Annotated in this window: 25 protein-coding genes and 4 pseudogenes; 16 read left to right on the top strand and 13 right to left on the bottom strand. The window is 59.9% G+C overall.

The window, feature by feature from the left end; all coding sequences use genetic code 11:
• The first annotated feature begins 1 nt into the window (after position 1).
• The 3 genes from NKI16_RS28375 (at position 2) to NKI16_RS28385 (ending at position 2,137) form a co-directional block, all read left to right on the top strand.
• Positions 2–175, top strand: coding sequence for a hypothetical protein (locus NKI16_RS28375; protein ID WP_352579150.1), 174 nt, complete (start codon positions 2–4; stop codon positions 173–175).
• Between the two features lie 77 nt (positions 176–252).
• Complete coding sequence (locus NKI16_RS28380; RefSeq protein ID WP_352924005.1) at positions 253–681, top strand: hypothetical protein; 429 nt, start codon at positions 253–255, stop codon at positions 679–681.
• 469 nt (positions 682–1,150) lie between these two features.
• On the top strand, positions 1,151–2,137 hold the full coding sequence (locus NKI16_RS28385; protein WP_502897631.1) for a Tim44 domain-containing protein: 987 nt from the start codon (positions 1,151–1,153) through the stop codon (positions 2,135–2,137).
• 364 nt (positions 2,138–2,501) lie between these two features.
• On the opposite strand, the gene NKI16_RS28390 is transcribed toward NKI16_RS28385, so the two are convergent.
• On the bottom strand, positions 2,502–2,786 hold the full coding sequence (locus NKI16_RS28390; RefSeq protein ID WP_352579152.1) for a PRC-barrel domain containing protein: 285 nt from the start codon (positions 2,784–2,786) through the stop codon (positions 2,502–2,504).
• Positions 2,787–3,318: 532 nt separating this feature from the next.
• Here NKI16_RS28390 and NKI16_RS28395 point away from each other — a divergent pair.
• A complete protein-coding gene (locus NKI16_RS28395; RefSeq protein ID WP_352924007.1) occupies positions 3,319–3,663 on the top strand; it encodes an ATP-dependent DNA ligase in 345 nt (114 codons plus the stop codon).
• On the opposite strand, the gene NKI16_RS28400 is transcribed toward NKI16_RS28395, so the two are convergent.
• Complete coding sequence (locus NKI16_RS28400; protein WP_352579154.1) at positions 3,617–4,234, bottom strand: hypothetical protein; 618 nt, start codon at positions 4,232–4,234, stop codon at positions 3,617–3,619. The genes NKI16_RS28395 and NKI16_RS28400 overlap by 47 nt on opposite strands.
• Before the next feature lie 158 nt (positions 4,235–4,392).
• Positions 4,393–4,737: a hypothetical protein gene (locus NKI16_RS28405; RefSeq protein ID WP_352816330.1), complete on the bottom strand. Its 345-nt coding sequence runs from the start codon at positions 4,735–4,737 to the stop codon at positions 4,393–4,395.
• Positions 4,738–5,073: 336 nt separating this feature from the next.
• Here NKI16_RS28405 and NKI16_RS28410 point away from each other — a divergent pair, with 336 nt between their 5' ends.
• Positions 5,074–5,904, top strand: coding sequence for a universal stress protein (locus NKI16_RS28410; protein WP_352579156.1), 831 nt, complete (start codon positions 5,074–5,076; stop codon positions 5,902–5,904).
• Between the two features lie 57 nt (positions 5,905–5,961).
• Here NKI16_RS28410 and NKI16_RS28415 read toward each other — a convergent pair whose 3' ends face one another.
• Entirely contained in the window at positions 5,962–6,264 is a 303-nt protein-coding gene (locus NKI16_RS28415; protein ID WP_352579157.1) for a diguanylate cyclase domain-containing protein, read from the bottom strand.
• 146 nt (positions 6,265–6,410) lie between these two features.
• Between NKI16_RS28415 and NKI16_RS28420 the strand changes: the two are divergent.
• Positions 6,411–6,777, top strand: a pseudogene (locus NKI16_RS28420) (IS5/IS1182 family transposase); the annotation flags it as partial.
• 134 nt (positions 6,778–6,911) lie between these two features.
• Here NKI16_RS28420 and NKI16_RS28425 read toward each other — a convergent pair.
• The 4 genes and pseudogenes from NKI16_RS28425 to NKI16_RS28440 all read right to left on the bottom strand — a co-directional run.
• A complete protein-coding gene (locus NKI16_RS28425; RefSeq protein WP_352924011.1) occupies positions 6,912–7,376 on the bottom strand; it encodes a phasin in 465 nt (154 codons plus the stop codon).
• A gap of 430 nt (positions 7,377–7,806) precedes the next feature.
• On the bottom strand, positions 7,807–8,019 hold the full coding sequence (locus NKI16_RS28430; protein ID WP_352816336.1) for a hypothetical protein: 213 nt from the start codon (positions 8,017–8,019) through the stop codon (positions 7,807–7,809).
• A 212-nt stretch (positions 8,020–8,231) separates the two neighbouring features.
• On the bottom strand, positions 8,232–8,819 hold the full coding sequence (locus NKI16_RS28435) for a hypothetical protein (RefSeq protein ID WP_352816337.1): 588 nt from the start codon (positions 8,817–8,819) through the stop codon (positions 8,232–8,234).
• Positions 8,820–9,657: 838 nt separating this feature from the next.
• A pseudogene (locus tag NKI16_RS28440) lies at positions 9,658–10,912 on the bottom strand (Tn3 family transposase); the annotation flags it as partial.
• A 7-nt stretch (positions 10,913–10,919) separates the two neighbouring features.
• Between NKI16_RS28440 and NKI16_RS28445 the strand changes: the two are divergent.
• The 3 genes and pseudogenes from NKI16_RS28445 to NKI16_RS28455 all read left to right on the top strand — a co-directional run.
• A pseudogene (locus tag NKI16_RS28445) lies at positions 10,920–11,006 on the top strand (nucleotidyl transferase AbiEii/AbiGii toxin family protein); the annotation flags it as partial.
• Between the two features lie 923 nt (positions 11,007–11,929).
• Positions 11,930–12,316 (top strand): hypothetical protein, encoded by a 387-nt coding sequence (locus tag NKI16_RS28450; protein WP_352816338.1) that lies wholly within the window; start codon positions 11,930–11,932, stop codon positions 12,314–12,316.
• Between the two features lie 75 nt (positions 12,317–12,391).
• On the top strand, positions 12,392–12,838 hold the full coding sequence (locus NKI16_RS28455; RefSeq protein WP_352924014.1) for an RES family NAD+ phosphorylase: 447 nt from the start codon (positions 12,392–12,394) through the stop codon (positions 12,836–12,838).
• Positions 12,839–12,879: 41 nt separating this feature from the next.
• Here NKI16_RS28455 and scpB read toward each other — a convergent pair whose 3' ends face one another.
• From scpB to NKI16_RS28475, 4 genes are all read right to left on the bottom strand, one after another.
• On the bottom strand, positions 12,880–13,614 hold the full coding sequence (gene scpB / locus NKI16_RS28460; protein ID WP_352578987.1) for an SMC-Scp complex subunit ScpB: 735 nt from the start codon (positions 13,612–13,614) through the stop codon (positions 12,880–12,882).
• Positions 13,615–13,619: 5 nt separating this feature from the next.
• Positions 13,620–14,645 carry a DUF1403 family protein gene (locus NKI16_RS28465; protein ID WP_352578988.1) on the bottom strand — a complete coding sequence of 342 codons (1,026 nt, stop codon included), beginning with the start codon at positions 14,643–14,645 and terminating at the stop codon, positions 13,620–13,622.
• A 247-nt stretch (positions 14,646–14,892) separates the two neighbouring features.
• Positions 14,893–15,486 (bottom strand): type II toxin-antitoxin system VapC family toxin, encoded by a 594-nt coding sequence (locus NKI16_RS28470; protein ID WP_352924017.1) that lies wholly within the window; start codon positions 15,484–15,486, stop codon positions 14,893–14,895.
• Positions 15,476–15,772 carry a hypothetical protein gene (locus NKI16_RS28475; protein WP_352508233.1) on the bottom strand — a complete coding sequence of 99 codons (297 nt, stop codon included), beginning with the start codon at positions 15,770–15,772 and terminating at the stop codon, positions 15,476–15,478. Before NKI16_RS28475 ends, NKI16_RS28470 begins: the two co-directional genes overlap by 11 nt.
• A 274-nt stretch (positions 15,773–16,046) precedes the next feature.
• Here NKI16_RS28475 and NKI16_RS28480 point away from each other — a divergent pair.
• The 4 genes and pseudogenes from NKI16_RS28480 (at position 16,047) to repC (ending at position 21,880) form a co-directional block, all read left to right on the top strand.
• A pseudogene (locus tag NKI16_RS28480) lies at positions 16,047–17,174 on the top strand (site-specific integrase).
• A 995-nt stretch (positions 17,175–18,169) separates the two neighbouring features.
• Positions 18,170–19,351 (top strand): plasmid partitioning protein RepA, encoded by a 1,182-nt coding sequence (gene repA, locus NKI16_RS28485; protein ID WP_023749471.1) that lies wholly within the window; start codon positions 18,170–18,172, stop codon positions 19,349–19,351.
• The gene (gene repB, locus NKI16_RS28490; RefSeq protein WP_352816343.1) at positions 19,348–20,382 is read left to right on the top strand and encodes a plasmid partitioning protein RepB; all 1,035 of its coding nucleotides are present in this window, start codon (positions 19,348–19,350) and stop codon (positions 20,380–20,382) included. The genes repA and repB overlap by 4 nt, the downstream gene beginning before the upstream one ends.
• Positions 20,383–20,536: 154 nt before the next feature.
• Positions 20,537–21,880 carry a plasmid replication protein RepC gene (gene repC, locus NKI16_RS28495; protein ID WP_352924019.1) on the top strand — a complete coding sequence of 448 codons (1,344 nt, stop codon included), beginning with the start codon at positions 20,537–20,539 and terminating at the stop codon, positions 21,878–21,880.
• A gap of 290 nt (positions 21,881–22,170) precedes the next feature.
• Here the strand turns inward: repC and NKI16_RS28500 are convergent, their stop codons facing one another.
• On the bottom strand, positions 22,171–23,103 hold the full coding sequence (locus NKI16_RS28500) for a recombinase family protein (RefSeq protein ID WP_352816346.1): 933 nt from the start codon (positions 23,101–23,103) through the stop codon (positions 22,171–22,173).
• A 275-nt stretch (positions 23,104–23,378) separates the two neighbouring features.
• Between NKI16_RS28500 and NKI16_RS28505 the strand changes: the two genes are divergently transcribed.
• The 3 genes from NKI16_RS28505 (at position 23,379) to NKI16_RS28515 (ending at position 25,915) form a co-directional block, all read left to right on the top strand.
• Complete coding sequence (locus NKI16_RS28505; RefSeq protein WP_352924022.1) at positions 23,379–24,527, top strand: RHE_PE00001 family protein; 1,149 nt, start codon at positions 23,379–23,381, stop codon at positions 24,525–24,527.
• Positions 24,528–24,619: 92 nt separating this feature from the next.
• Positions 24,620–25,306: an XRE family transcriptional regulator gene (locus NKI16_RS28510; RefSeq protein WP_352924024.1), complete on the top strand. Its 687-nt coding sequence runs from the start codon at positions 24,620–24,622 to the stop codon at positions 25,304–25,306.
• Positions 25,307–25,915, top strand: a complete 609-nt coding sequence (locus NKI16_RS28515) for an RES family NAD+ phosphorylase (RefSeq protein ID WP_352924026.1) — start codon at positions 25,307–25,309, stop codon at positions 25,913–25,915. It abuts the gene before it with no gap.
• Positions 25,916–26,091 lie beyond the last annotated feature (176 nt).

The following is a 26,091-nucleotide window of genomic DNA, read 5'->3' on the forward strand; positions in this document are numbered from 1 at the left end:
GATGGCGGTGGAATGGACGATCACGATCGAGAGCAGGAACGAATTCGGCGATGTTCGCCGAAATGAGGTCCGGATCGACAAAAGCGATGAGCGTCTGCGTGACGGAGACCTTGACCTGTCGATCGACGGTGGCAAGAAGATCATGGCCGCCCTGCAAACAGCGGTCGCGACCTAGGAGGCGAAAACCTACACCCTGTTGAATGACATATTCACGTGCGTCGAGGGCCGGCTGCGGTACAAGGATTTGATCGGGTGACCGATAAGAAACAGGAACCGCCGCTCTATCTCGACATGGGCTTTGCCGAGGCTCTCGAACGTTTCGCACAGACAGACAAGAAGGAGGCCGACGAGCTGGCCGAGCGTGGACGCGCCATAATCCGCGAGCGGAATGAACCGGTATCGCGCACGGACCTGTTCAAGGCCCTCACCGAACGCGGGCTGACGATTGCAGGCACTGACCCTGAGATGGTCCTCTCAACGATGCTGTGGCGCACGCGCGACCGTGTGGCCCGCGTTAAAGGCGGCGGCTATTGGCTGGCAGACGTTCCAAACGAGGCGGCGGGTTACTTCCCCGAGACCAGCACCGACAATGACCAGATGGAAAACACGCCGCCTGAAGAGGAGCTGCCGACCGACGCCGGCACCCCCGCAGTCCGCCACGATCTTCTTGATGAGGCATGATGGGCGGGCACCCGGTTATCACCTCCCCAGTGTTTTCGAGCCTCTGAATAACGGTGCCGGAAGTCATTGCGATGTAGCGTGGCGATTGATCAGTCCGCCCGGCCTCGGTGCAACGCTTGCCCTAACCGGACTCTGATCCTGAAACCTGTGCTCTGTCAAATGCTGGGTGAGACACGTATATAGGTCCCAAAATTTGCAACAGAACCGATAGGCTGCCATGCGGGCCCTCGCCTCAACCTGGGGCGGCGGGACGTAGGCTCGCCGGGTTCTCAGGACAAGTCCGCACGCGAGGGACGCAATCCGTCGACAGGATCAGGGCCCATTGGGTCCGTCCGACATAGTCGTGATCCAGTCAGAACGTGTCCAAAGAATTTGGATCACCGGTTGAACGCGGAAGGTGCGGATCACTGCTATTTCGCTCGGCGCTGCCTATATGAAGCAGCAAGAGCATCGATTAGGGAACTTACCTATGTTGATTTCGCGTTGGTTTGCAGTTTTGTTTGCAGGACTGTTCCTGGCATTTTCCATGGTCGCGATGGATCACGCTGAGGCGCGCCGTGGCGGCAGCTTTGGCAGCCGTGGCATGCGCACGTTTCAGTCGGCCCCGCCGACCAGAACGGCGCCACAGCCTGTCGCTCCGGTCGAGCGCTCGATGACGCCCAACACCGGAACGAATACTGCGGCCCGCCAGACGCAGGTATTCCCGCAACGACCAGGCTTCCTTAACGGCTTCGGCGGTTCGATGATGCGGGGCTTGCTGCTTGGTGGTCTGATCGGAGTTCTTCTGGGCCACGGGTTCGGCGGTTTGGCAGGCATGTTTGGCCTGCTGCTTCAGGCGCTGCTGATCGGCGGCGCGATCATGCTGGCCCTCCGCTTTTTCGGGTCGCAGTCGGCACGCAGCCAAGCGCCTGCCATGGCTGGCGTTCCGCGAGGCGTGGGGAGCTTTGGGCGAAGCGACACGACCCAGCGCGATGCGGACAACGTCACATCGTTTCCCATTCCGGGCATCGGGTCTGGATTTGGCGGGACGGCTCAAGCTACCGCTTCCGATGAAATCATACTGACCCAGGCGGACCTCGACACGTTCCAGCAACGGTTGACCGAAGTCCAGGAAGCGTTCGGGCGCGAAGACCATGCTGCCCTGCGCCGGCTGGCGACCCCGGAGATGGTGTCCTACCTGTCCGAGGAACTTGCCGACAATGCCAAAAACGGCCTCAGGAACGACGTGTCGGATGTCAGCCTGTTGCAGGCCGACATTGCAGAATGCTGGCGGGAAGATGATCGCAACTACGCGACGGCTGCGTTGCGCTACGAGTCTCGCGACGTCACCCGCGAGCGCGACAGTGGCAAGATCGTCGCGGGCGACGCCGATCGGCCGACGGAAACAACCGAACTGTGGACCTTCACGCGCCAGAACGGCGCGGACTGGAAGCTCTCCGCAATACAACAGGCTTAACGGCTAAAAAGCCGCGGGTTTAGGAATCAGAGTCCATTCGCCGGCGACGCAAACGCGCGAGCGAACGAGCACGCCTTTCCCAATGGAACATTAGCGATATCGAATAGTTGAGTTCTTGCTCTGGATGCCGCCGCATGGTGTCTAGATGGACAAACATCGGCCGGCCCGCGTCATCGATCTCTCCGGTGGCGCGGCTTTTTTCGGGCCCAAGGAGGTCACCTCGGCCCGGGAGTGATTTCGTCAGCGCCAGCGCTCCTCGGCCAGTTCCGGCGAATAGCCACGAGGTCGATTTTCCGGCGGAGCTTCGCAACGTGGTTTCTGGTCCGTGGTGCCTGGAGCACCATTCGGGGATTCTCACTGTCTCCTAATCGTGATGCTCGGGCATGTCTTTAAGCTGGTCCTTCGTCCAGTTGGTAACGGCATGGACGTCGCCGTTCTCGTCGCGCATGAAATCCAACTGGCTGGCGGAAACCGCTACAGGCTTGGTGCCTATGCCGAGAAAGCCGCCGACATCGATGACGACCTGGCTGCCGTGCAGATGATCGACAGAACCGATCTTTTCATCGTCAGGGCCGTAAATGGTCGCGCCTTCGAGTATCGATGGCGTCAGCTCAGCGTTTGTAAGCCGTACGTGGTTGGTGTGGTCCATGACCGGGTCTCCTGTGGGTTAGACAAGATGAACCAGCGACGCTCCTAAGAGTTCCGACGGAGCGCTTGACTCAGCCGGAAGGCGCGGGCATGGGCAGCAAGCCGACCGCGGGTTGATACCGGGTTGAGGGCGGCGAAGTCATCTCTAGGCCAACTAGACTCGCCGACAAGGGAACAATCAGGAATCACGTTCCAGTGGCTTGTGTCCGGGCTGCTCGTGCCAGATGACCCGGAGGTCTCGCCTATCGACCGGCTGGCCACATGCAGGGCAGATGTAGAAGTTGTCTGCCCTGTCGGCGGGCTCTTGGCCGTGCCGGCGACCGATGATTGGCGCGCCGAGATCGGATAGCTTTGTCACCCTTCCCAGGTTCGTGGCCTCGCGCTCCAAAGTTTTCGATTGTTGCCATGCTCCTGAATGAGCTCCCGAACCTGCTCGGGGCGTGATGCGGTGCTGCTTGCGAAGTATCTGACCTCATGATCTTCATCGCCCGACACGCTCGGCTGGAGTTCATCGAACCGTATTCCCGACCCTTGTGGAGAAACCTCCAGAGGGCGACGACTGGATTCACGAAGTTAAGTTCGACGGCTACCGATCGCAGATCGTCACGGATGTCGGCGGCGTGCGTATCTTCACCCGCCGTGGCCTTGATTGGACCTCGAAGTACCGTGACCTCGCAAAGGCCGCCGCCGAACTGGAGTTGGAAAGCGCCATTATTGATGGCGAGATCATCGTACTCGATGAGACCGGCCTGTCGGACTTCGGTGCGCTGCGCAAAGCCATCACGCGGCGCCAGCACGAGCTCTATTTCGTCGCCTTCGATCTGTTGCACCTCAACGGCCACGACCTGCGCGACGTGCCGTTGGAGGGCAATCGCTGAAGGACAGCGCATCCAGTTCAGCGAAGCCCTGCCAGACGACGCCAAGGCAATCTTCTACCTCGTCGATCGGGCCGGTCTGGAGGGTATGGTTTGGAAGCGCAAGGGCAGCAAATATCGCAGCGGCAACTCGACAGCCTGGCTGAAGACGAAGGCTTTCACTATCGACGAATTCGAGCTGCTTGGCGTCGAGCGCGAGGTCGGAAAGCCCGCCTTCGCACTGATGGCCGAACGCGGTACTGGCCGTTATGTCGGCTCTGCTTTTATCACCTTGAACCGCGAAATGCGCGAACGGCTTTGGAAGCGAATACAGGAGCGTGCAGGCACGGCGCCAAAGGGCATGAAGCGGCCGACGAGACATTATTGCTCGTCCCCCTCGGCGCTTCTCAATTTCGTATGTCAGCCAACGGCAGAACATCCCAACGATGGATGACGCGCCGCCGCCGAGCAAACAGGCAGTAAGTACAGGACTGGTTGAAGCGCTCGACCAACTTACGATGGCTAGCAGGATCACAGTCACCGTTGAGATCAAATAGCCCACGCCCTTCAGCATGTGCAGGGAAGCCTTTGTCATGCCTAAACCTCCTCAACGGCTTCAGGTCTGTAAGCGCTCATACGACCCCCTCGATTCCGGACCTGCTCAGCCTGGCCTGACCATGCGAAGAATCCTCTGATTTGGACGGAGGTGACTGCATGGATAGAGACGGCAAAATGGGCGTCCAATTGGACGTCTCAAGCGACGGCTATGCCGGTCGGCTGGAGGTGATCGAGGGCCCGACGGGCCGGCGGCGGCGCACGGACGCCGAAAAGACGCGGATCGTAAGTCCGCCATAGGGCCACCATTGCTTCCCCTTCTTCATTGCGGGCGCTCTTCCTGCTCGCGGCGAACTTCTTTCCGCGCTCAAGGGGCGTCTTTGAACTTCTGTTTCTGGCATGGTACACGGCGCTCGCCACAGCCGCCGCCGTTCCGACATTGCCGAGTTCGCCCAGCCCTTTGACGCCGGCCGGGTTGACGTCCAGATCGATCTCTGGGACGAGGATCACATCAACTTGATTGATGTCCGCGTTTACCGGCACCAGATATCCCGGGCGCGGATCGTGAACAGCGGAGTTGCCACCACATCCTCGGCTGCCGCTACTGTCAAAACAATGCTTGCGGTCGCTACTGCGCTCATGGCAACAAACAGGCTAATTTTGGTTGACCCTCTCTCGTCATCGACGCCTGCCATCATAGCCACAATCGTTCAGGACGGAATCGATGCGGCGCAAGATCGCCTTGGAATATTGAGCTAGGCTATAGCGAACCTCGGTCGTCTGAGCTTTTTGGCGGGCTGAAGTGGCGAGGCTTGAGGTGTAACACGCATTGGGCCAATGGTCGCTCGACAGCGACCGAAATCATGGAGCTGAGGTCTGATGAGTAAAATTGCCTTACTTCCTCTGGTGACGTATCCGGAAGCGAATTCCACCAAAATCGTCTCAAACGCAATCGCGGTGGTCAAGCACATTGGCGCGGCGCTTCACGCATTAACGGTCAATGTCGATATCCCGGGTATTTCCAACCCCGTGTCGAGATACTTGATCAACCTTCCCGAAATGATCCGGGAGACAGAAGCGACCAGCCGCAAGCATGGGCTCGATTTGCTAGAGGCATTGAAAGCTGAAGCGGCACGCGTCGGATCGCCCCTGACAACCGAGGAGATTGCTGTTCAGCCGGCATCTATCAGCGATGTTGCAGCAACGCAGTCACGCTATTTCGATTTTTCTTTGATTGGGTTGGAGCCAAATAACCAGACTGCGCGTATGACCGTTGACGCGGTTCTGTTTGGTTCGGGCCGACCGACCATAATTCTGCCGGAAGGCGCAAATGTCGGTGCAATCGATCATGTCATCATCGCTTGGGATGGGAGTCGCGTTGCGGCCCGGGCCGTTGCCGACGCGTATGAGTTTCTGCAATGTGCGGCAAAGATAACTGTACTGACAGTGACAAGCGAAAAGCCGCTGCGCGATATTGGCGAACGCCTCGCTCTAAGCCTGAGAACGCGTGGCCTTCCCGCTGAGGGAGTCTCAATCGATGCTGAAGATCGCCCCATTGGCGTTACGCTTCAGGAGCGCGCTGTCGGCATGAGCGCCGATCTGCTTGTCATGGGTGCGTACGGCCATTCCCGGATGAGAGATTTTGTCGTGGGTGGCGCAACCAAAGGCGTTCTTGGCGATCTGCGCCTGCCTGTCCTTTTGTCGCACTAGAAATCTGCAAATCTGCCCTCGATTGCGCCAACGGCGTCAAAGGAACCAGCTACGAGTTCAAAACGAAACCGTGCCTAATTCTCGTGAGTTGCGGATTGTTTCGCCTTGCCCATCAGATCCACGCCTGCAGCCATTTGAGGGCTTCATGCCGTCCAGATCGATGAAGGTCACCACCAACCCCGTTCCGGTCCGGGCGGCGCGCTTCACCACTTCTTTAGCGAGCATTGCGAAGCCGCGACGGTTGTGAAGGCCTGTAAGTTCGTCGTTCGCGCCGCCTATGATTGATTCTTGCCCCTGCCAGAGGCGGTTCGAGACGGTGCGCAGGACCATCTCGTCAAAGGGCATATCGACGGGTAGCAAATTGCTCGCGCCATTCGCTGTGCTCGGGAGCGCCTTCGAAATTCGAGCTCGAACTGAACTGCGGAGCATACCCTGGACGGGTATCTCCACTCCCATGAGATCAAATATTGAGCCCATCATTGCCCATGGGCTGGACACCGACGATCGGCGCCTATGACGGCAAGCCGACCGACGGAAAAGTCCTGCAGCACAGTGGCCTCGCAAGGGTTGTCATCCCGCCTCGTGCAACAGCGGTGGAAAGCGGTGACACCGGACCGCCTGGTCAAAGGGACAGCCACGTCGCGGTGATCGCGAAAGACGGGCGGCTGCCATGGCAGGCGGCCACCGGCTATGGCAAGCGTGCCCTGATCGAAACCGCCATCGGGGCGCTACAAGGCGCTGATTGGACGCCGCTTGCGGGCGCGTTCCTTCCCGGCTCAGCAGACCGAGGTCGCCATCGGCTGCATGGTTCTCAACCGCATGCTGGCATATGGACGCCCGGAATCTGTCCGCTGCCGAGCCATGAAGGCATAAGGGTTGATATCAAAGACCGGGATGCGTCGATCTTTTGATCGCTGCACCAAAGTCCAGTCGGAGGTGCTGGCCGCTACGCCCGGAAGAAGGCGAGACGAGGCGCCGCGTTGCGGGTATAGCGGTCGCCCGAGCTGTCAAGCGACCTTGAGATCCTTTAAGGCCTTCTCGAAGGCGTCCTTGACGGGCTTGGAAACGTCGGTCACCGCTTTGGTTGTGAGCGCCTGGAATTCCTTGGCCTGCTCGACACCCATTTCGACGCGCTTGCTCAGGAAAGTGGTCTGCAGCTCAAAAACTTCTGACGGCGACTTGGCACCCACCAGAGCTTCGAGATGCGACAAGTCGGCTTCGGCATTGGCGCGCAGCGCGGCAATCGTCTTCAACGACAGCTCGTTACCGACCGACTTGGCGGTTTCGAAGGTCGACTTGAGCACCTTCTGGGTATCTTCAGCGCCCGACTGGAATTTGGCAAGAGCTTCCTTCGATTGCTCGACGTCCTTTTCGGCGACCGCGCGGAGCTGATCGGTGGCCTTGCTGGGGTCGAATGCCGGGAGTTCGGTCTTTTCAACGGTTTCGCTGGTCTTTTCAGCGGTCTTGGACATTTCCTTATCCTTCTAGTTGGCGATGGTTTGTTGCCCCGCCCTTACAACTCCCAGTATATGACAGTCTCTTTTGCATTGCGACATTTTAGTTGCGCCGCACCGTTTACTTCTCCGGACGATGCCGAAGTCCGTGCCTAAGTTGGTCCCGCTGAAAGGGCATCACTATGGACGCGCCATAGGAGCGCTCTGACGTGATGCGCCCCGTGTCCTTTTCTCGCGCTCGAGCGCAGACCATCTGATGAAACCGCGCTGGGAGCCCTGGACCGGCATCTAGGTTTTGATCTCCGTCAATTGACGTCGAACGAGGTGAGCGAACACCAGCTTGTTAGGCGGATCGATCCCAGCCAACTGGTCTTCATGATGGACCGCTCTTGACGCAAAGCGACCGGGAAGCTGCGGCACTCGATCCCTTGCTGTCTCCAAGAGGTTTTCAGTTCGGCATCCACTGCAGCTTCGGCTGGATCGTATCGGCGGTTCCAGAGAGAACCGCGTCGCCGCCACACTCCGCGAGGGCTTTGCTGACGGTTTGGAGTGTTGGACCGCGCCCAAAACTGCGGGTGACGCCAAGATTTCGCAACTTCAGTTGCAGGCGGGCCAGGAAATGATGCAGCCACCAGCGACTGGCTCCGCCGATTGCGCGCAAGCCTTGGCTTTGCTCGTTAAAATGTAGAGAGCCATGACCGGCTTCCCGGTCGACGCCGCTGCCGCGAGTGCCCTGTTATCGGAACCCTCAGGTCCCGGCGGAAAAAGCACGATGGTGACCGGCGTCTGGCTCATATGGGAGGCTAACACAACCGCTTGGTGCTGCGACCCTAATCCTGCTCAAGTCTTCTGCACTGAGCTGGCGGACCGAAATCATTCTGGCAAATAGAATTCGGACCATTGGACTGCCGCCGCGCGCTGATTGATCATTGCTTCGACCCGCGGCTCGTCAAATCCGAGTTCCGTCAGAACCTGCCTCGTCGAGGCACCGTACTTCTCCGCTGGCGGATGTGTGCTGATATGGCCATTGTCGGGCCCGATCGCGCACGGTTCGAACAAATCGACCCATCGGTCAGCGGCATCGATATCGTGCCTGACGAACTGATAGGTGGGGCCGGACCCGCTCTTGAGCACCGCCGTCTGATGGAGATACTTTTCGCGGAGCTCGGCGATTGAGCTTGGCTGAACCGCACCGATATTGAGCTTTGTCAGCATCGCCACGCATTCCGAAGCCGATCGGCGCTCGAACTCCGCTTCGAGGGATTTAGCCAAGTCGGCAGCTTGGTGGTCATCGATGCCAAGGTGGCGGGCTAGGCCCTTCAATTCCTTTCCGTTCGCGCAGGCAAAGAAGCCACGGTTCCATGGCCCGCGCCTTAACGTGCCGGCTTTTTTGTGGCGTAAGGAATTGACAATCCATAGATTGCTACCGCGGCAGTTATGTCTGACTGAGCCCGCTGCCAACAGGTCGGAAGCCTTGAAAATTTATCCCTCACGCACAGTTCTCGAATATACGATCCTCGTTCTTTTGCTCCTTCTCGCATATCGGATCGCCTACCTGGTTGCGCGGAGTACGTAGGCCCATCCAAGGACCACGCAGATCGAGGCGACCCGGCGCCCCGTTAGGCAGGGGGGCACCAACCCAAAGAGCACCGGGCCTGACCGGCGGGTGTAGTCGCCGGCTGGCAAAATTATGCGCTCACGCCAATGAAAGCGATGCGTGCGAATGAGGAACCGGCTAAGGCCTGGGATGACCGACAAGCCAGCCACCACCTATGTTGTGAGCGTATTCGAGAAGCCGCATCGGCGCACGGTGCTTACGACAAAAGACATGGCTAAGACTTTGGCCAGGGCGAAGGAGATCGGCGACAAGGTGCGGGTCGGGACGAACACCCAGAACCCCATAACGCTGATCCACGGCTAAGACTGGCCCTTGTAGAGAAAGCGGCCGGCGACACAATGGGCTTCCGGCGTCCTCGGTGTGGAAGAATGAGAATCCATATGAGCTACTACTCGAAGCTTTATCACATAGATGGCGTCGCGCACGCCATCGGGTGGAAGAAATTGGTCTCCGTACTGTTTCGTCGGGCGCTGGGGATCGGGTCGGCGATGAAAGTTCGCTGTGGTTGTCATGAATTGCTGATCAGGCCTACCGACAGCGACTTGTTTGTCATCTCCCAGGTTTTTGGGCATCGCGAATATGAAATCGGAAAGGCAGGCCAAAGCGCGCTTAACCGGCTGACGACGAGTGGAGACAAAAGGGGTTCATACCCGTTATCGTGGATGCGGGCCCTAACGTTGGCTACTCGTCGATTTTCCGTACGCTAAGGCCGAACGAAATATGAACATCACGCCCCCGTCGAATTGGTACTGGCAAGCGAAGCGTTCTGAAGCCTTCGGGCATCTGGTGTTCAGAATGCCAGATGTAGATGCCTGTGAGGTTGATGTGTTCCCAACTGAGCGGCGAGATGTGTTTGAGCACTCCATCCGGGATATTCCGACCCGCCGTGCGCAGGTGTGTGGCTGCGCGGTCAAGATAGATGGTGTTCCAATGGACGATGGCGCTGACGACGAGATTGAGACCGGAAGCGCGGAATGCCTGGCTCGAATGAGCGGTCACGGATTTCGCCACGCTCGTGGAAGAACACCGCGCGCTTCAGTTTGTGCGCTGCCTCGCCCTTGTTGAGGCCCGCCTGGCATCGCCGGCGCAATGCTGGGCTCGAATACCATTCGATCATGAAGAGCGATCGCTCGATCCGGCCGAGTTCTCGCGGCGCCTTGGCCAGCTGATTTTCCTTCGGAGACGCCGAGAGCTTCTTGAGGATGGTCGAGGGGACGACGGAGCGTCGTGATCGAGGCTGCCAGATGGAGCAGATCGTCCCAATGGTCAAGGATCAGCGCGGTGTTGATCGGCGCGCCGATGTGGTTGGTCAACGCCGGGTAGGCATCGCCCTTCTCGAATGTGTGGAATTTCCGATCCTTGAGGTTGCGCAGTCGTGGCGCGAAGCGCTTGCCGAGAAGAGCGAACAGCCCGAAGACGTGATCGCTCGCGCCACCGGGATCCGTAAAGTAAAGTGCTCCTGGATGTCCAGGATCGTTTCCTGGTCGAACGGGCCGTCGAGCACATAGGCCGCTTCGCTTTCCGTGGGGCTGATGGGCAAAATGCTGAAATAGCCGTACTGGTCCGACAGGTGGCTGTAGAATTTCGATCCCGGTTCGCTGCCATAGTGCAGATTGACGTCACCGCGTTTTGCCGCTCGGTCGCTCGCACGGAAGAACTGTCCGTCGGACGACGCGGTCGTTCCGTTGCCCCACAGGCGGGAATGTGGGTCACCGGTATGGGCGTCGGTGATGCAGGCCTGAGCGGCGCGATAGGTTTCTGATCGAGCATGGAAGGTGCGCATCCAGCCAATCTGATTGGCGCTGATGCCCTTGGATGCGCCGGCCATCCGCTTCGGACCGAGATTCGTTGCATCGGCCAGGATGCCGGCCAGCATGGCAGACACATTTCGTGGCGCGTCGCCTGCGCGGAGATATGTGAAGTGATCCGCAAAGCCGGCAACCGGCACGGCCGCGCTCGCCGACCTCGATCTCGGCGCCGATTGCGTGCGTCACGCGCGCATGTTTTTCGATCGTCCCGACTATAATCTGCCACGGCTCGTCCTCCTGTGATGAGGATCGGCTCGGCCCGCCCGAGCAATCCTCGGACGCGCAGTGTAGGGCGAGCCACCTCACCGACAGAGGCGGACATACGGTCTTACATTGCATCTGCCTGAGATCATCTTCATCGAAATCAAGACCGCAAATCAACTGCGGGTGCAACCTGGCTTCAAGAGGTTCTTTTTCGCTCTGACGGAAAGCGAAATTGCAGCGTCTGAGCAGTTGGGCGCGCGACACCGAGTCGCTCTGTTCAATAAGATTACTGGCGAGTTTCTATTAACATCAGTGCCCGAGATTATTTCGCGCACTAAGTCAATGAACTGGCAGCTTTCAGTCCAGCTCTGATCGGCCTGAAACGCATATTCCTTCGCCGTTCGCGTACCGGGTTGTGCTGTAACCTAAGACAGCTTTCAGGTTTCTGTGGACACTAGCTGGAGGGCGGGGATGCGGCGTAAGGCGCTGTTCAGCTGCCTAACAATGACATCCTCCTCTGATAGTGGGATGAGGGACTGAAGCCGTTGCGCCTCGCAATCAGATCTTTGCCGGTCATCATGTCTCCCAACTCTACGTATCAGCTATCAAGTCGCCAATATTGCTACCAGCTGCTCTCCGCCTCCCTAAGCTGCTCGGCAAGCGGGCGACCTGTCCCCAGTATAGTTACAAGTCCCAACCCGCAGGGTGGCCTGCATAGCGCACGATCAGGAATTCGGGAAGAAACACTGGCGATATACGTTCCGCTTCCAGGAGGTGTTCAAACCTGTCCGAACGTCCGAGATTAGGCGCATTGCTGCCGCTAGCAACCGCTATGAGGACGAGGAAGGACACGCAGTGCGCTAGAAGGGTTCAGGCCTCTGTTCACTTGGTATGCGCTTTAATGTGCATATATTGTGCGAATAAGAGGTCGGAGATTTGTCATGACCCACGCACAGCTCGCACATTCCACGGTGGTATCAGGTTTTGTCGAGAGCCTGCAGGAACCACGCACGCCCTACATCTCGCCGAAGCGCCTGTCGCAGGCGCTGGGCGTGAAGGTGGCCAACCTGGCGCGGTTAATCGGTGTTCATCGCAATACGCTGCGCAACCCCGCATCGGAACGCCTGCAGGGCCGGATGCGCGAAATGGTGAAGGTGATTTCGGCCGCGACGGAACTCACCGGTAATGTCGACAAGGCGATCTACTGGTATCGCAACGAGCCCCTCGCCGACTATGGCCATCGCACGGCGGCCGAGCTCGTTGCGGACGGCCAGGTCGAGGCGGTTCTGGCCTTCATCCGGGATCTCGAGAATGGCGCGCGCGGGTGAGAATCACCCACGTCGGCCCGGACGAGATCTTTCACCGCTATCTGACACCCAAATGGGCCTTCCTGCCCATCAGCGGTGCGGGCGCGGCGAATCGACGGCGGCCGCTTCAATCGACCAGGCGTCGAGGCGCTTTACCTGTCACGCGCGCCGCAAACGGCCCTCGATGAATACAAGCAGGGCGCCAGCATCAACCCGCCGGCCACCCTTGCAGCCTACAAGATCACGCTCGCCGAGGTCGCCGACCTTTCGCAGGGATTCGACCCGAACGTTTGGGACGACACCTGGCAAGAATGGGATTGTGCCTGGCGACAGATCGCTCGCATCGAGAAGAAAATCCCGCCTTCCTGGAAGCTCGCGGACCTGGTCATCAAGGCTGGGCTTCGCGGTATCCTGTTTCCGTCGCTGCGTCATGCCGGCGGCACCAATCTGGTGATCTTCCTGGCCAATCTTGTCGAAGGCGATCAGGTCGCGGTCCATGATCCCGATCACCGGCTGCCACAGGATCAGTCGTCTTGGTCATGAGTGCCGCCTGTCGCTGAGGGTGCAACGCGGCAACGACCCGCTCAAGACACCTGGTCCTCAAGGACATCGGCCTCTGCTTCTTCCTCTTCGCTCTCGCCCTCCCCACTCGCCAATCCAACCGGAATATCTCCGGCCAGCAGCTTTTCCTTCGAGAGCAAGCCAGCATCCTCGAGCGCCTCAAAATCCGGCAGGTCGCGCAGCGTGTCGAGCCCGAACTCCAGCAGGAATTCTTTGGTCGTGACGTAGGTGTAGGGGGCGCCCGGTGTCGGACTGCGCGGGCCGGACGCGATCAGCCCGGCGCCGCGCAGATGGCCGATCAGATCGCGCGAAATCTCCTTGCCGAAGAAGCTCGACAGCTCGGTGCGGGTGATCGGCTGGAAATAGGCGATGCACATCAGCACCAGCACCTCCGGCTGCGCCAGGTCGACCGCCCGCCCGCCCCCGCCGACGGCCGTGCCAAATGCATTGCGGATGGCGTCGGCATAGACCGGGCGGGTCAGGTGCTTCCAGCCGCCGGCGACGGCAACCAGGTCATAGGGCCGGCCGCGCAGCTCTTCACGAATATCGTCGATCAAAAGGTCGATGCTGCAGCTTTTGCCGACAATGCGGGCCAGCGTTTCGCGGCCAACGGGCTCGGTGGCGGCAAAAATGGTCGCCTCGACGCGGTTCATCCACTCGCGCCAGCGCCCCTCCGGCGACAGGTGATCCAACTCACGATCGAACAGACCGTCGTCTGGTCGGCCTTTCCCCCGTTTCGCGCGCGTCGCCTCGGCCATCGCTGTCACAGTCCGTAGATGCGGAACGTGGCGCGGCCCGACAGCTCGCGCACGGCGCCGAGGTCGACCAGCTTGTCGAACAGGCGCCGCAGGCCGCGGTCGCTCATTCCGGTCTTTTTGTCACCACGCGACGCGACGAGCGCATCTTCGTTCAGCAATTGGTCGACGACCAGGTCCGCACCCTTCGCCCTCAGTTTCGGCGCGACGGCAATGAGCCGTTCGGCGCGGCGGCCGAGCTCGGCCGAAAGGTCGATGGCCCGCAGCGCGGCCCGCGACTGCGCCACGAGCAGGCCCTGCACCGTCTCCCTGCCCGGCACCTGGTCCCTCTGCGTCAGGCTGGTTGTTTTCGGGCGCATGCCACGCGTGCTGCCAGCCGATCCCGGCTGCGCTCCCAGCAGCGGCACCGCATGCGACCATCCCAGTTTTTTCGCGAGCATGGCGTCGGCGAGCCATGAACCCAAATTGCGCCCGAAGCCACGGCGCTCAGCAGCTGCGAAAGCGCCGGTCAGCATTTCGACAACGCCCTCTGCCGCAGGCAGCGGACCGAGCTCGTCAGTCAGATCGCTGACAGCCTTGTCGTTGCGGGCGTGACCGAATTCCTCCGATGCCGCAGCGAGGTTTCCCTCCGTCAGAAGGTTCTCCACGGGCCGCGCCGCCAGCCGGCGCCAGGCCAGGACAAAAGAACCGGCCGGCCCACAATCGTCGCCCGGGCGGGTGAGGAGCAAAGAATCGCGCAGGGCGGCTTCATCCTCGACGCGGCCAGCCTGCTTCGCCGTCACCGCGGCCGCCGAAAGCGCCAGCCGCTGCCGCCAGGCGCCGGCCCATCTTTCCTCCCGGCGCACGACCGTGTCGAGCATGGCGATCGCGGCTCCAAAGGCAATCGCAGCATCCTCAAGGCCCTTTGGAGCGCAGGTTTGCGCCGCCTCGACCGCCTTGCGCAGCCAGAACGGCACCGGCGCCATCGGCGCGAACGGCTCGGTCGCGGGAGGCTGGGCATGGCGGCGCGGGGACGGCTTGGGGCGAAGAATCATCGAGAACAGGATGAATCACGGCGGCGCTTTTAGCAATCGATTTGCGCAATAACCGCCGCGCCTGTCGCCAACAAATAATGACCGATAATCTTGCATTATCGGTCGTTTTTGTCCTTACGTTAGAAATGGCCGTTATCGCCCGCGTTTCAACGGTCGCAGGAGAGTGTCAGTGACCTTTCTGAAGACTGCTGGTCATTAAAGAAGGTTGGACGATCACGGTGCACGGGCATATCTGCCACAGACGCTTTCAACCCTGCGGGCGCAAGTCTGTCACCGGCCGGTAGACGATCACACGCACCGACGGAACAAGCTGGTTGAGGTAATCGAAATCCCGAACATTGCCGGTCAGAACCGTCGCGCCCAGCAGACCGGCCTGGTGAAAGATCAGCGCATCGTTGAGGAAGCGGCGTTCATGCCCCTCCCCTTTCGGCAGACGGCTCAGCCGGAACAGCAGGCCGGCAAGCATGCCGGCGCGTCCCCAGGCGGTGGCGTCGGGTGCATGCAGCCGGTGCACTGGAATGTCTTCAATCGTGCCTGCAACCACTTTCAGGACCGACTTCGTCGTGGGGTGCGCTGGGTCGAGCCGGCCGAACAGGTGGCTGAGCTCGGCAAGGCAGACGGCCGAGTGCTGACAGAGCCGATAGGTCAGAAGGTCATCGACCACTTTGGGCGTGCGGCCCTGAAGGACATCCAGATAGACGCTCGTGTCGAGAAGCAATGCACCGCCGACAGGCGGCTGGTCCCCTGCCCAGGACAGAGCGGAATCCGGCCGCCGTTCCAGCCCGCCGGCACGCCGCTGTGGTTTGAGGGAACGCAGTGCGCTCCCGAGATCAAACGCCAAGATCAATGTCTGCGGTGATGCTGCCCTTGCGGCGGACGAGCCGGGCGCCAAAATCGTCCTCGAGGGCCAGCCGCGACAAGGCGAGCTCCAGCAGCTCAGTGTCGGAGGTCACATGAGCGCGCTTCTTTGCCGCCTCGATCAATTCCGACGGCACCCTGCCGGAAAGGCGTGTGTTCTTGGCCGCGCCGAGAAGGCCGACCGCCCTCGCCTGCTCAAGCACCAGACGGTTCCGGGTGTGGGCGATCCGCTCCTCGCTTTCGGCTGCCGTTGCGCCACGTACGCTCATCCTGGATTCTCCTGTTGAACGAAACATAAGGGATGTTGAACATGAAGGCAAGGATCGGCACTGAGAAAGAGGGCCCTAGGAGGGTCAACACTGGATCGGACATGGTCCGTCGCCCGGTCATGCTATAGCACGACCCATCGTGTGGTCGTACGCGACCGGCGCAAATCTCGGGAGCTATTGGTCAAGCACCTCGCGGTGGACAATTGGGCGCTTGGTCGCACGTTGGGGCTCTCAGAATCGCACCACTGTGACATTCAAATGATCGAGAGTTTCGATGGGCAGTCCCCGTAATTTCATGACGCCCATCGACGCGGTCGACACCAGCGACCTGCCTGACATTGTCGACGTCGTCATGGAAATGGGGCACCCGGATGAGGCCCCCTCCCCTCCCACGCAGGTCCTCGACTCGCGACAAGCATCACTGCCTGCCCATCTAGAAAAGCTGGCCGACCGCGCGCGCGATTACGTCGAGGCGGCGAGTTCGGCAAACACCCGTCGCGCCTATGCCGCCGACTGGAAGCATTTTTGCGCCTGGTGCCGGCGCCAGGCGTTTGATCCGCTGCCGCCAGATCCACAAGTCGTCGGCCTCTACATCACGGCCCAGGCCTCAGGATCGGAACGGGACAAAAAGTCTGTGTCGACCATTGAGCGCCGCCTGTCGTCGCTGACCTGGAACTATACGCAACGCGGTCAACCGCTCGACCGGAAGGACCGGCATATCGCCACCGTGCTCGCCGGTATCCGCAATAAACACGCCTCCCCTCCCCGTCAAAAGCAAGCCATCCTGCGCGACGATCTTGTCGCCATGCTGGAAACGCTCGATCGTGGCACGCTGCGCGGTCTGCGCGGCCGCGCCATGTTGCTTTTGGGCTTCGCTGGCGGCTTGCGCCGCTCCGAAATCGTGGGCCTCGATGTTGCGCGCGATCAAACCGAGGACGGGTGCGGCTGGATTGAATTTTTCCCGGACAAGGGCGTGCTGGTTACGCTGCGAGGCAAGACCGGCTGGCGCGAGGTCGAGATTGGCCGCGGCTCGTCCGATGCCACCTGCCCGGTCGTCGCCCTGCGGACCTGGCTGAAGCTGGCCCGCATCGCGCATGGCCCCCTCTTCCGCCGCGTCACGGGGCAGGGCAAAGCTGTGGGCGCCGAGCGGCTCAACGATCAGGAGGTGGCGCGGCGGTCAAACGCGCGGCCTTGGCCGCTGGCGTGCGCGGTGATCTTTCCGAGGGCGAGCGCGGCCAAATATTTTCGGGCCACTCGCTGCGTGCCGGCCTCGCGTCCTCTGCCGAGGTTGACGAGCGCTACGTGCAGAAGCAGCTTGGTCACGCCTCGGCAGATGACACGCAAATACCAGCGCCGGCGCGATCGCTTCCGCGTCAATCTAACTAAGGCGTCAGGATTGTAGAGTGCGGTACGCCCCCCAAGCCGCAGGTGACTCTGGATGCGCCAATCCACCCCGGCGCCACAGATCCAACCCTCAAGTTGATGGGTTTCTAAGGTTTATTGGTGCGGCGCAAGCCTCCAACTTGAAGAGCTGTTCCCAGCTGGGAACTCAAAGTACGGTGTGCGAGAAGTTTGCTTCTCGATGAGTTCTCCAGGATCCTTCGCCGACACTTGGACTAGCCCCCGAGGGAAGTTGCCTGGCGACTGCAGGAGCCTCTCGCTCGACGCTGGAGGAAAGTGCGCGTGGACAGGACGCCCACGTGCCAAACGGTGCTGATTGCTGTCAAATCGCGTGGGACGCCTGGCGATAGATCCTAGCCGCTGAGTTGCCATTCGCGAGAGTCGCTCGGCCCGGAAGGAATGCCTCGTTGCAGGGTAGGGGCCGTGGGGCGTCTAACTTGTCAGCCTGGGGGGCGATCACCGAAGTGACATCGGAAGCGGCGCGGCATGGCTGCATCACAAACACAACCCATCGTCTCCGACGCAAAGGATGGTGACTCCCCTAGGACTGCGCGAGCTCAGTGCCTCCGTCACAACGGGAATTTCGCCGCCGCGCCAATGTGGGGGGTATCTCTCCATGCGCCGAAACTTGCCTGCGCTTTTGTAAGGTCGCTCGCCGCCGTACGCGGAAGCCAGAGGCCAACCGGTACACCAACGTCGACCGAGAACAAAACGGGCAACGGGGCTCGCCCGTGCCCCCATGCTGCGTGATCAACTTCATAGCTGTCGTTTTCAATGCCTGATGCGCAACTTTGACGGCACAGGGAAGCCAGCGATAACGAAAAGTTCCCAGCTGGGAACTGCCCTGTGTCCATTTGCTCGAATGCTCCGAATCGGGCATACCTCCAGTAACGGAAAAACCGCGTAATTCGAAAAGTTGGCGTAGTTGGCGTGGCGTTAACAGCTTGTTAACCACAGTCGCTATCAATAGGCGCTGGGTGCAAGAGGAGAATCTGGGTGACGCGGCATCTAAGTAGCCTTCAGTTCATGAATACCTTTTCGACGAAACTCGAGAAGGCACTCAACAATCTTTCGCTGGCTCAGTATCCTCCTGATGCGATTCGTACGATGCGCAAATTCACTTCGACGGAAGTGGCAGCATTGCTAGGAGTGACCGAAGCTTACATACGGCAGGTCTCCTTAAAAGGGCAGGGACCTGAGCCAGAGACAACGACCACCGGAAAGCGCCTATATTCTGTGGAGCAGGTGCTGGACCTTCGGATGCACCTGGCGGAAAAGGCACGGAAGAAATGGATCAATCCTCGTCGTGTTAAAGGCGAGGATTGCCAGATCATCGCGATCACGAACTTCAAAGGTGGATCGTCCAAGACAGCGACCACTATTCACTTGGGTCATTGGTTGGCACTACGTGGATATCGCGTTCTCGCAGTCGACATGGATCCCCAGGCGTCGTTAACAAGTCTGCAAGGAGCGTTACCCGGATTTGACTACCGAGAAGGTGACACCCTTTACTCAGCGATTCGGTTTGATGATCCGGTGCCAACGGAAAAGATTATTCATCAGACGCATATCATCGGATTCGACGTCATCTGCGCCGGTCTTGAGCTGACAGAATTCGAGACGGCCGTCACCCTTGAGATGCGCAAGAGCGGTGGAACCAGTTTTCTGCTTCGAGTGTCACAGGCGCTCGAACAGATCGTCGATAACTACGACATCGTCCTTCTCGACTGTGCGCCGTCACTCAATTTCCTGACACTTTCGTCGCTCACTGCCGCTACCGGAGTCCTAATCCCAGTTCCAGCGCACATGCTCGATGTCGACTCCACAGGGAAGTTTTTGGAGCTGGCCGCATCTTATATGCAAATCCTGGATGAGGCTGGTGCAGGCGCACGTTGGGATTTCGCCAAATTCCTCATCACAAAGTTTGAGGCCAACGACCACCCGCAAGCCAACATGCAGGCCCTAATGCGCCAAGTGTTTGGCGAGGATTTACTTCTGAATTCAGTCTCCAAATCCACTGCGGTTGCGGACGCTCTCACTTGGAAGCAGAGCCTCTATGAAGTGCAACGATCGAGGTTTTCGGCACCTAAAACTTATGATCGTGCAATCGAATCGATCAATGCCGCGAACGCGGAAATAGAAAGCCTCATCACAATGGCATGGAGGCGTGAACAGTGAGCCGTAAAGATTCTAAGGGCATGTTTGCTGCTGTTTTGGGGCAACTCGGGGAGGACAATTCGGAGGAGGGCGTCAGCCGCCGCACGTCATCGCCGCACCTGATGAAGGTGGCGGCTGGTGTTCGCCAAATGCAAGAGCGTAGCGATATCGCCGACAAGTTACTGAAGTCAGGCGAACAGATCATTGAACTCGATCCCGACAAAATACGGCCGTCGTCTATCACCGATCGATATGATGACGCCTACGAGATTTCCGCCATTGCTGAGATCACTGAATCCATGCGGGAGCGCGGTCAGATTGTGCCTGGATTGGTTCGGCCAGTGCAAGGCAAGGATGGCGAGTTTCAAATCGTCTATGGTCGCAGAAGATTAGCGGCAGCTAAGCAGCTTGGGATCGGATTCAAAGCGGCCGTCCGCGAGTTAACTGATGAACAAGCAGTCATTTTCCAAGGCGAAGAAAACACCGCTCGAGAGGATCTTTCATACATTGAAAAGTGCGCTTTTGCGCTTGCGCAGCAGGAAGCGGGATACAAACGGGACACCATCTGCGCTTCGCTGTCGACAGGAAAATCGCATGTCTCCGAGATGATCAAAATCGCCTCATCGGTCGACAAGGAGATACTGCAATCGATTGGTAAAGCTCCCGGGATTGGTCGAGGACGATGGCAGGAATTCTCGAACCGCTATTCCATAGACGGCTCACTCGCAAAAGCTTTCGATCTTATTCGCAAAAACAAATTCCGCGAGGCAACGTCCGACGACAGATTCATTATTCTGCTTGAGACGCTTCCATCGGATCATAATGCGATCAAAGAACCTGCGAGTCCGGCCAAGCCATCAAAGCCCAAGATTGCTATGAAATCCTGGGCTGCTCCAGACAAAACAGTCAGCGTCAGCCTCAAAGACAACGGAAAAACTACCATGATTGCCGTGGGAGAGGCTGAAGGATCGCGTTTCGCAGCGTTTATCGCCGGACAACTGGACGACCTGTTTGAGGCCTTTCGGAAGTCCATCACGAAACAAGGAGTCTGAAACCGCAAAAGAAAAAGGCCCCCGAACGGCAAGCCGTGGAAGCCTCTCTCTGAACTAAGCACTCTGAGAATCGCATCTCCACGAATCACTGTCAAGAGTCATTGGCGTCGTTTTGGCGAGCAGGTTTCTTTTGCCTCATCGAGGGTGAAAGAAAATGGAGACGAATATTGCAACGACGCCCTTTGGGCGGCGACCGATGACGCTTGGCATGATTTCAAGCCAAGTCACCGCAAGGGCGGTGCCGAAGGACGCGACAGTCCACAAATGGCATGTCTTCCAAGATATCAAGGACGCCAGGATCGCTCTGGGCGCCACCGATCGCGCTCTGGCTATTCTCGACGCGCTGTTGTCGTTCCATCCGGACACGGCGCTTTATGGCGACAGCGAACTGGTTGTATGGCCATCCAACGAGCAGCTGATCCGCCGCGCCAACGGAATGCCCCCAACGACGTTACGGCGGCACCTGGCCGTTCTGGTCGAGTGCGGCTTGATCATCCGTCGGGACAGCCCAAACGGCAAGCGCTTCGCCCGGAAGGGTCAGGGGGGCGAGATCGAGCAGGCCTATGGCTTTGACATCTCGCCGATCGTGGCGCGCGCTGAGGAGTTCAAGAATCTTGCGGAAGCGGTCAGATCTGAGAAGAAGGCCTTTCGTCTCGTTAAGGAGCGGCTAACCATATGCCGCCGTGACATCGTCAAGATGATCGACGCCGGGATTGAGGAAGGCGTGCCGGCGAACTGGGGCAGGGTCCAGCAGGCCTACCAGGCGATTGTCGGCCAGATACCACGCACCGCAACCAGACAAACCCTCGAGGCGATTGCCGAGGAGCTTGAAGGCCTTTGGGCTGAAGTGCGTGAGGCATTGGAATCATTTGTAAAAACGCGGAAAGTGGACGCCAATGAGTCCCGAAATGGACGCCACATACAGAATTCAAAACCAGACTCTAAATTTGAATCTGAAAGTAGCTTAGGAGACAAAGATGAAGCGGACGGCAACGTTACGGACATCGACAACGTACGGAGCCTGCCGAAACGCGAACTGCCGCTTGGGATCGTGCTGGATGCCTGCCCAGACATGCTTTGGCTGGTGAAGGGCGGCGGCGGAATCCGCAACTGGCGTGAATTTCTGGCCGCGGCCGAGGTTGCCCGGCCAGCTATGGGCATCAGCCCGAGCGCCTGGGAGGAAGCGCGAACGGCAATGGGTGAGCAGCAGGCGGCGATTGCCGTTGCCGCGATCTACCAGCGGCAGGACCAGATCAACAGCGCCGGCGGCTATTTGCGCAGCCTGACAGATCGAGCAAAGGTCGGAAAGTTCTCGGTCTGGCCGATGGTGATGGCCTTGTTGCGAGACAAGCTTGACGCGTCGAAGACGACCGGAACCGGAGCTGAAGCCGCTGCCGTCGATTTGGAGGCGGCAGGCAAGGTTGTGCGCACCGAATCCCGGCTGGAAATCAGCGATGCGTTGCGCCGCAGCCTCGACAAGCCAGGGCGCGGATCATGATCAGCCGGGCGGGTTTCGATCCGTGGACGGTGGCTGCAGCGCTTGTCGGGACGAGCGTCTTGTGAGAGCATCGAAGGCATGAAAAAACCAACACGACCAGGAACCGACGCCCGATGAAACCGCCGGAATGGTGTGGTGGAACTCACTCGCCGAAACCGATCGAGCGGCTTGGCTGACGCGGGCCGGCAGCGCTGTTCCAGCTGATGCCTGAACCGCGTACAAGCGGCTCGGGAATGTCGAGCGTCAGCCACAGACTGTAAACTGAGGACTGTTTTGCAGCGGGATGACGGTCAGCTCGCGGGTAGTTCGGCGACGAGTCCAAGCCGCCGGGCTCGATCGAGTAGGTTCTTGACTGAGGAGGCAGACCATTTTGCGCTTCCTCGTGGGGTTCGCTCATGCAGGCGCTCGAGCTGGCCAGCGATGTCGCGGAGCGACAGGTCTGGGTTAGACTGCGAAATCCCTGCCACAAGAGTCATCAGGCGATCTTCGGGAGGCAGAGGAGACGCCCGCTTTAGCAGTGTGGATTCGGCCAGGTGCTCGGTGACGAGCCACCTCACTGCCCGCCGCAGTCGTTCAGGCGTCCAGTCGAGGCCGCGCTGCTTCAGGACCCGAGCGATGTCGTCCCAGTTATGGTCTGGTCGCATCCGGCGGACCGTCGGAAGCCATTGGTTCATAGTTGATTGTAGCCGTCGGCCATAAGCCGCCTTTTGTATCGTGGTCATTCTCGCCAGGGCTTCGGGCCTGCGCTCCCGGATACCAGGATTGCCTGGCGGTCGCCCCTTGGATCGTGCAGCGATGATGCCGGCCTTGGTTCGCTCCGAAATCAGTGCACGCTCGAGCTGGGCAACGGCGCCGAGTACCTGTAGCGAAAACATGCCCTGTGGCGTCGACGTGTCGATTGGATCTCGGAGAGATCGGAAATGCGCGCCCTTCTCAGTCAGATCCTCGATCACCTGAAGAAGGTGGCTGACCGAGCGCGCAAGGCGATCGAGACGCACGACGACCAAGATATCGCCGGCGCCGATGTCGCTCATCAACCGCAGTAGGGCCGGGCGAGCTCTCGACGCACCGGATCCATGTTCCTGAACGACGACGTCACAACCGGCCGATCGCAGCTCAATCTCCTGCGCTTCCGTCGCTTGTTCGTCCGTCGACACGCGCGCGTAGCCGATTTGCCGGCCTCTTGGTCGTCCGGAGCGTCGATCTTGCGCTTCACGGGCCATTTGCGGCGTCTCTCAGCATGGGAAAGAGGCGTTTGTACAAACACCGAAGATATCAACAAACGATCCTTTGTAAACGTCTCTAGTGCCTTTTTGCGTAGCTCCTACGGCTTCGATGAGCCGGCAAATCAACGTTTTTCGGCCTCCTGAGCGTCCTAGGGCGTGGTGCTGTACAGTCCCGATATGCGGTCATTATCGATAGTGTCTTTTTTCCCTGAAGAAACACGACGTAAGTCCAGTGATAGCCTCGCTAGCTTGACCAACGCGAATCAGGCATCATGAAAACAATGGCTTACACGCTCGACAAACTGCCCCTGGAAACCCTGATCGGGCCGGTTGCCCGCGCGACCGAGGTTTTGGTCCGCCTCGACGAGCGGGTCGCCCGCTCGCCGGTCCGCGACGGCTTTGTCGAACGCCAGCATTTTGCCGACGCCGCTTCCGCGCTCTGGCTCGCGGGCGAACTGGTCCACGTCGAGGACCTCGTGCTGCACGACGCCCACATGGACATCCGCACCCCGACCCACGAACTCACCCGGGCGCACGCGGTGCTGCGAACCCGCCGGCGGATTTTTGCGCAAAAGCCGGACTGGGCGCTCAGCCGCGACGGGTTTTTGACGCTGACCGGTCGCGGCGGCGTTACACCGGCATCGGGGCCAAAAAGCCGGGAAGGGCAGGGGGTTGTCGCCGCAAGCGCCGTTGAAGCCGACGGTCGTGATGACGCAGAGGACGATCGTTTGGCCGAGGAATTTGCCGAGATCGATGCCGTCCTGGCGCGCTCGTCGAAGATTCTCAGCGGCGCCGACGTGCCGGCTCGAAAAGAGGAAACGTCACGACGTGACCGGCCGGAGCCGCAAGACGGCCTGATCTACGATCTCGACTGGAACGAAGAAGAACGCCTCGCCGAATGGCAGGCGGTGCTCGCCGAAACGAAAGAGTTGCCGGTGGTCCTGCGAAGCGCAATCCTGCTCGACGCCTGGACCGACATTGAGGTGCTGCAGCATGCCGCCTGGCTCGGGCCGCTGCTGGTGGCTGCGCTGCTGCGCCAGGAGGGTCTTGCCGCCAACCATCTCGCCAGCCTGCATCTCGGCGCCAAAAACATTCCGCGCGAGCGGCGGCGGGCGCGCAATCGGTCCGACCGGTTGCTGGCCTGCCTCGATGCCATCCACGACGCCGCGCTGGTCGGCCTGAAGGAGCATGACCGGCTGGTGCTGGCCAAAAGCCAGATGGAGCGAAAACTCCGCGACCGCCGCGCCAGCTCCAAACTGTCCGACGTGGTCGAACTCGTGCTGTCGCGGCCACTCGTCTCGGCAGGCATGATCCAGGAGCGGCTAAAAGTGACAAAGCAGGGGGCGCTCAATCTGGTCGGCGAACTCGGCCTGCGCGAGATGACGGGCAGGGGAAGGTTTCGCGCCTGGGGAATTGTTTAATCCGCAGCCATTCTCCACTGACTTTACGAAATTATCGAACTTGACGAACTTGCGCTCTGCAACCATATTGGTGACAGCAAGAGGTTGTCATCATGGCCGCTCCGAAACGCAGCAATCATAGCGGGACCGCGTCGCAGGCGGGGGTCGCCGCCACCGTGAGCTTCACAACGAAGCTGCCGGCACAGGCAGACTTCAAGAAGGTGCTGCTCGAACGCTATCAGGAAGCGATCGCACGCAGCCGCAAGATCGGCCATCGCGTCTCGTTCCGGGTAGAGGTCGATCCAACGGCTGATGCGCAGACGATCACGCCGGTCGAGGAGCAACCGATCGCTGCGGATGTGTTTCCCGTGGAGGACACGGGCAAGCCGGATGCCGAACTCGAGGCGGCTGTTGCCGCGGCGCGCGAACGTGGCCGCAAGCGCGTCGCCGAAATTGTCGCCGGCGAGGACATGCTGAGCGCGGAAGCCTTCGCCAAACTGCTCGGCACCTCGCGGGTGACGGTCAATGCCAAGCGGCAGAGCGGTCAGGTACTCGGGATCGATGGCGCCAAGCGCGGCTTCCGCTTTCCTGTGTGGCAACTCGACAAGGACGGCCGGCCGTTCGGGACATTGCCGGCGCTCCATGAGACGCTCGGCAACAGCGCCTGGGCGGTTTATCGGTTTCTGGTGTCGCGCCATGGCGCCCTCGATGGGCGGACGGGCCTTCGAGCCCTACAGCAAGGCGATGACGCCTCGGTGTTGGTCGCGGCGGAAGGCAAGGCCAGGGGCGATTTCGACTGAATGCCCGGCGTTCCACCTCCACCCGATTTTGGGCGCGCAAAGCTCGAAATCGAGACCATATCGCCGGGACGGCCATTCGGCCGGATCTACTGGAGCACCTATCCCGATCCGTTGGGATACGGGAAGTCGCCGAGCCGGTTCAGCGATCCTCGACGCCGCGTTGACGCCAACCGGTTTGGCGTTCTTTACCTCGGTGACTCCCTGAAGGTGTGCTTCCTAGAGACCGTGCTCCGCGACCGCCGCGAAGGGCTTCTCGACGATCTTCCAATAGAGGAGGTGGAGCTGACCCGTCGGCGCTACGCGGAGATCGCGACCACGACAGACCTATGCCTGGTCGATCTCAGAGGCGACAATGCCGTTCGGATGGGTGTGCCGACCGATGTCGTTCGGGCGCAGCGCCAGAACCTGGCACGCCGGTGGTCACTGGCGTTTCACGAGCACCCATCTGAGCCCGACGGGATCATTTATCCCTCGCGCCTCAACGAGGCGACCAATCTTGCCATTTACGATCGCGCGGTACCGAAGCTTCAAGCGAGGCGTGTTGTGACCCTTCTCGGCGCGCGAGGGCTGGCTCACGTTCTGGAGGATTTCAGGGTGGGGTTGGTGTGAAGATGCAGCACGTATCCGTATCGCTTGGCGAAGATGGCTGTAGCGCCAGAATCGTCCACTAAGCCGGAGCAACGCAACGACCGGTGTGGGGCCGATGCACGAACATGAAGTAATCGCGGAAGCGGTGGCCACCTGAGATGTGGCGGCGATGTTCGAACATCTGGCCGGCTGGCTGT

Source organism: Mesorhizobium sp. M0698 (assembly GCF_040320455.1).
Classification (GTDB): Bacteria; Pseudomonadota; Alphaproteobacteria; order Rhizobiales; family Rhizobiaceae; genus Mesorhizobium.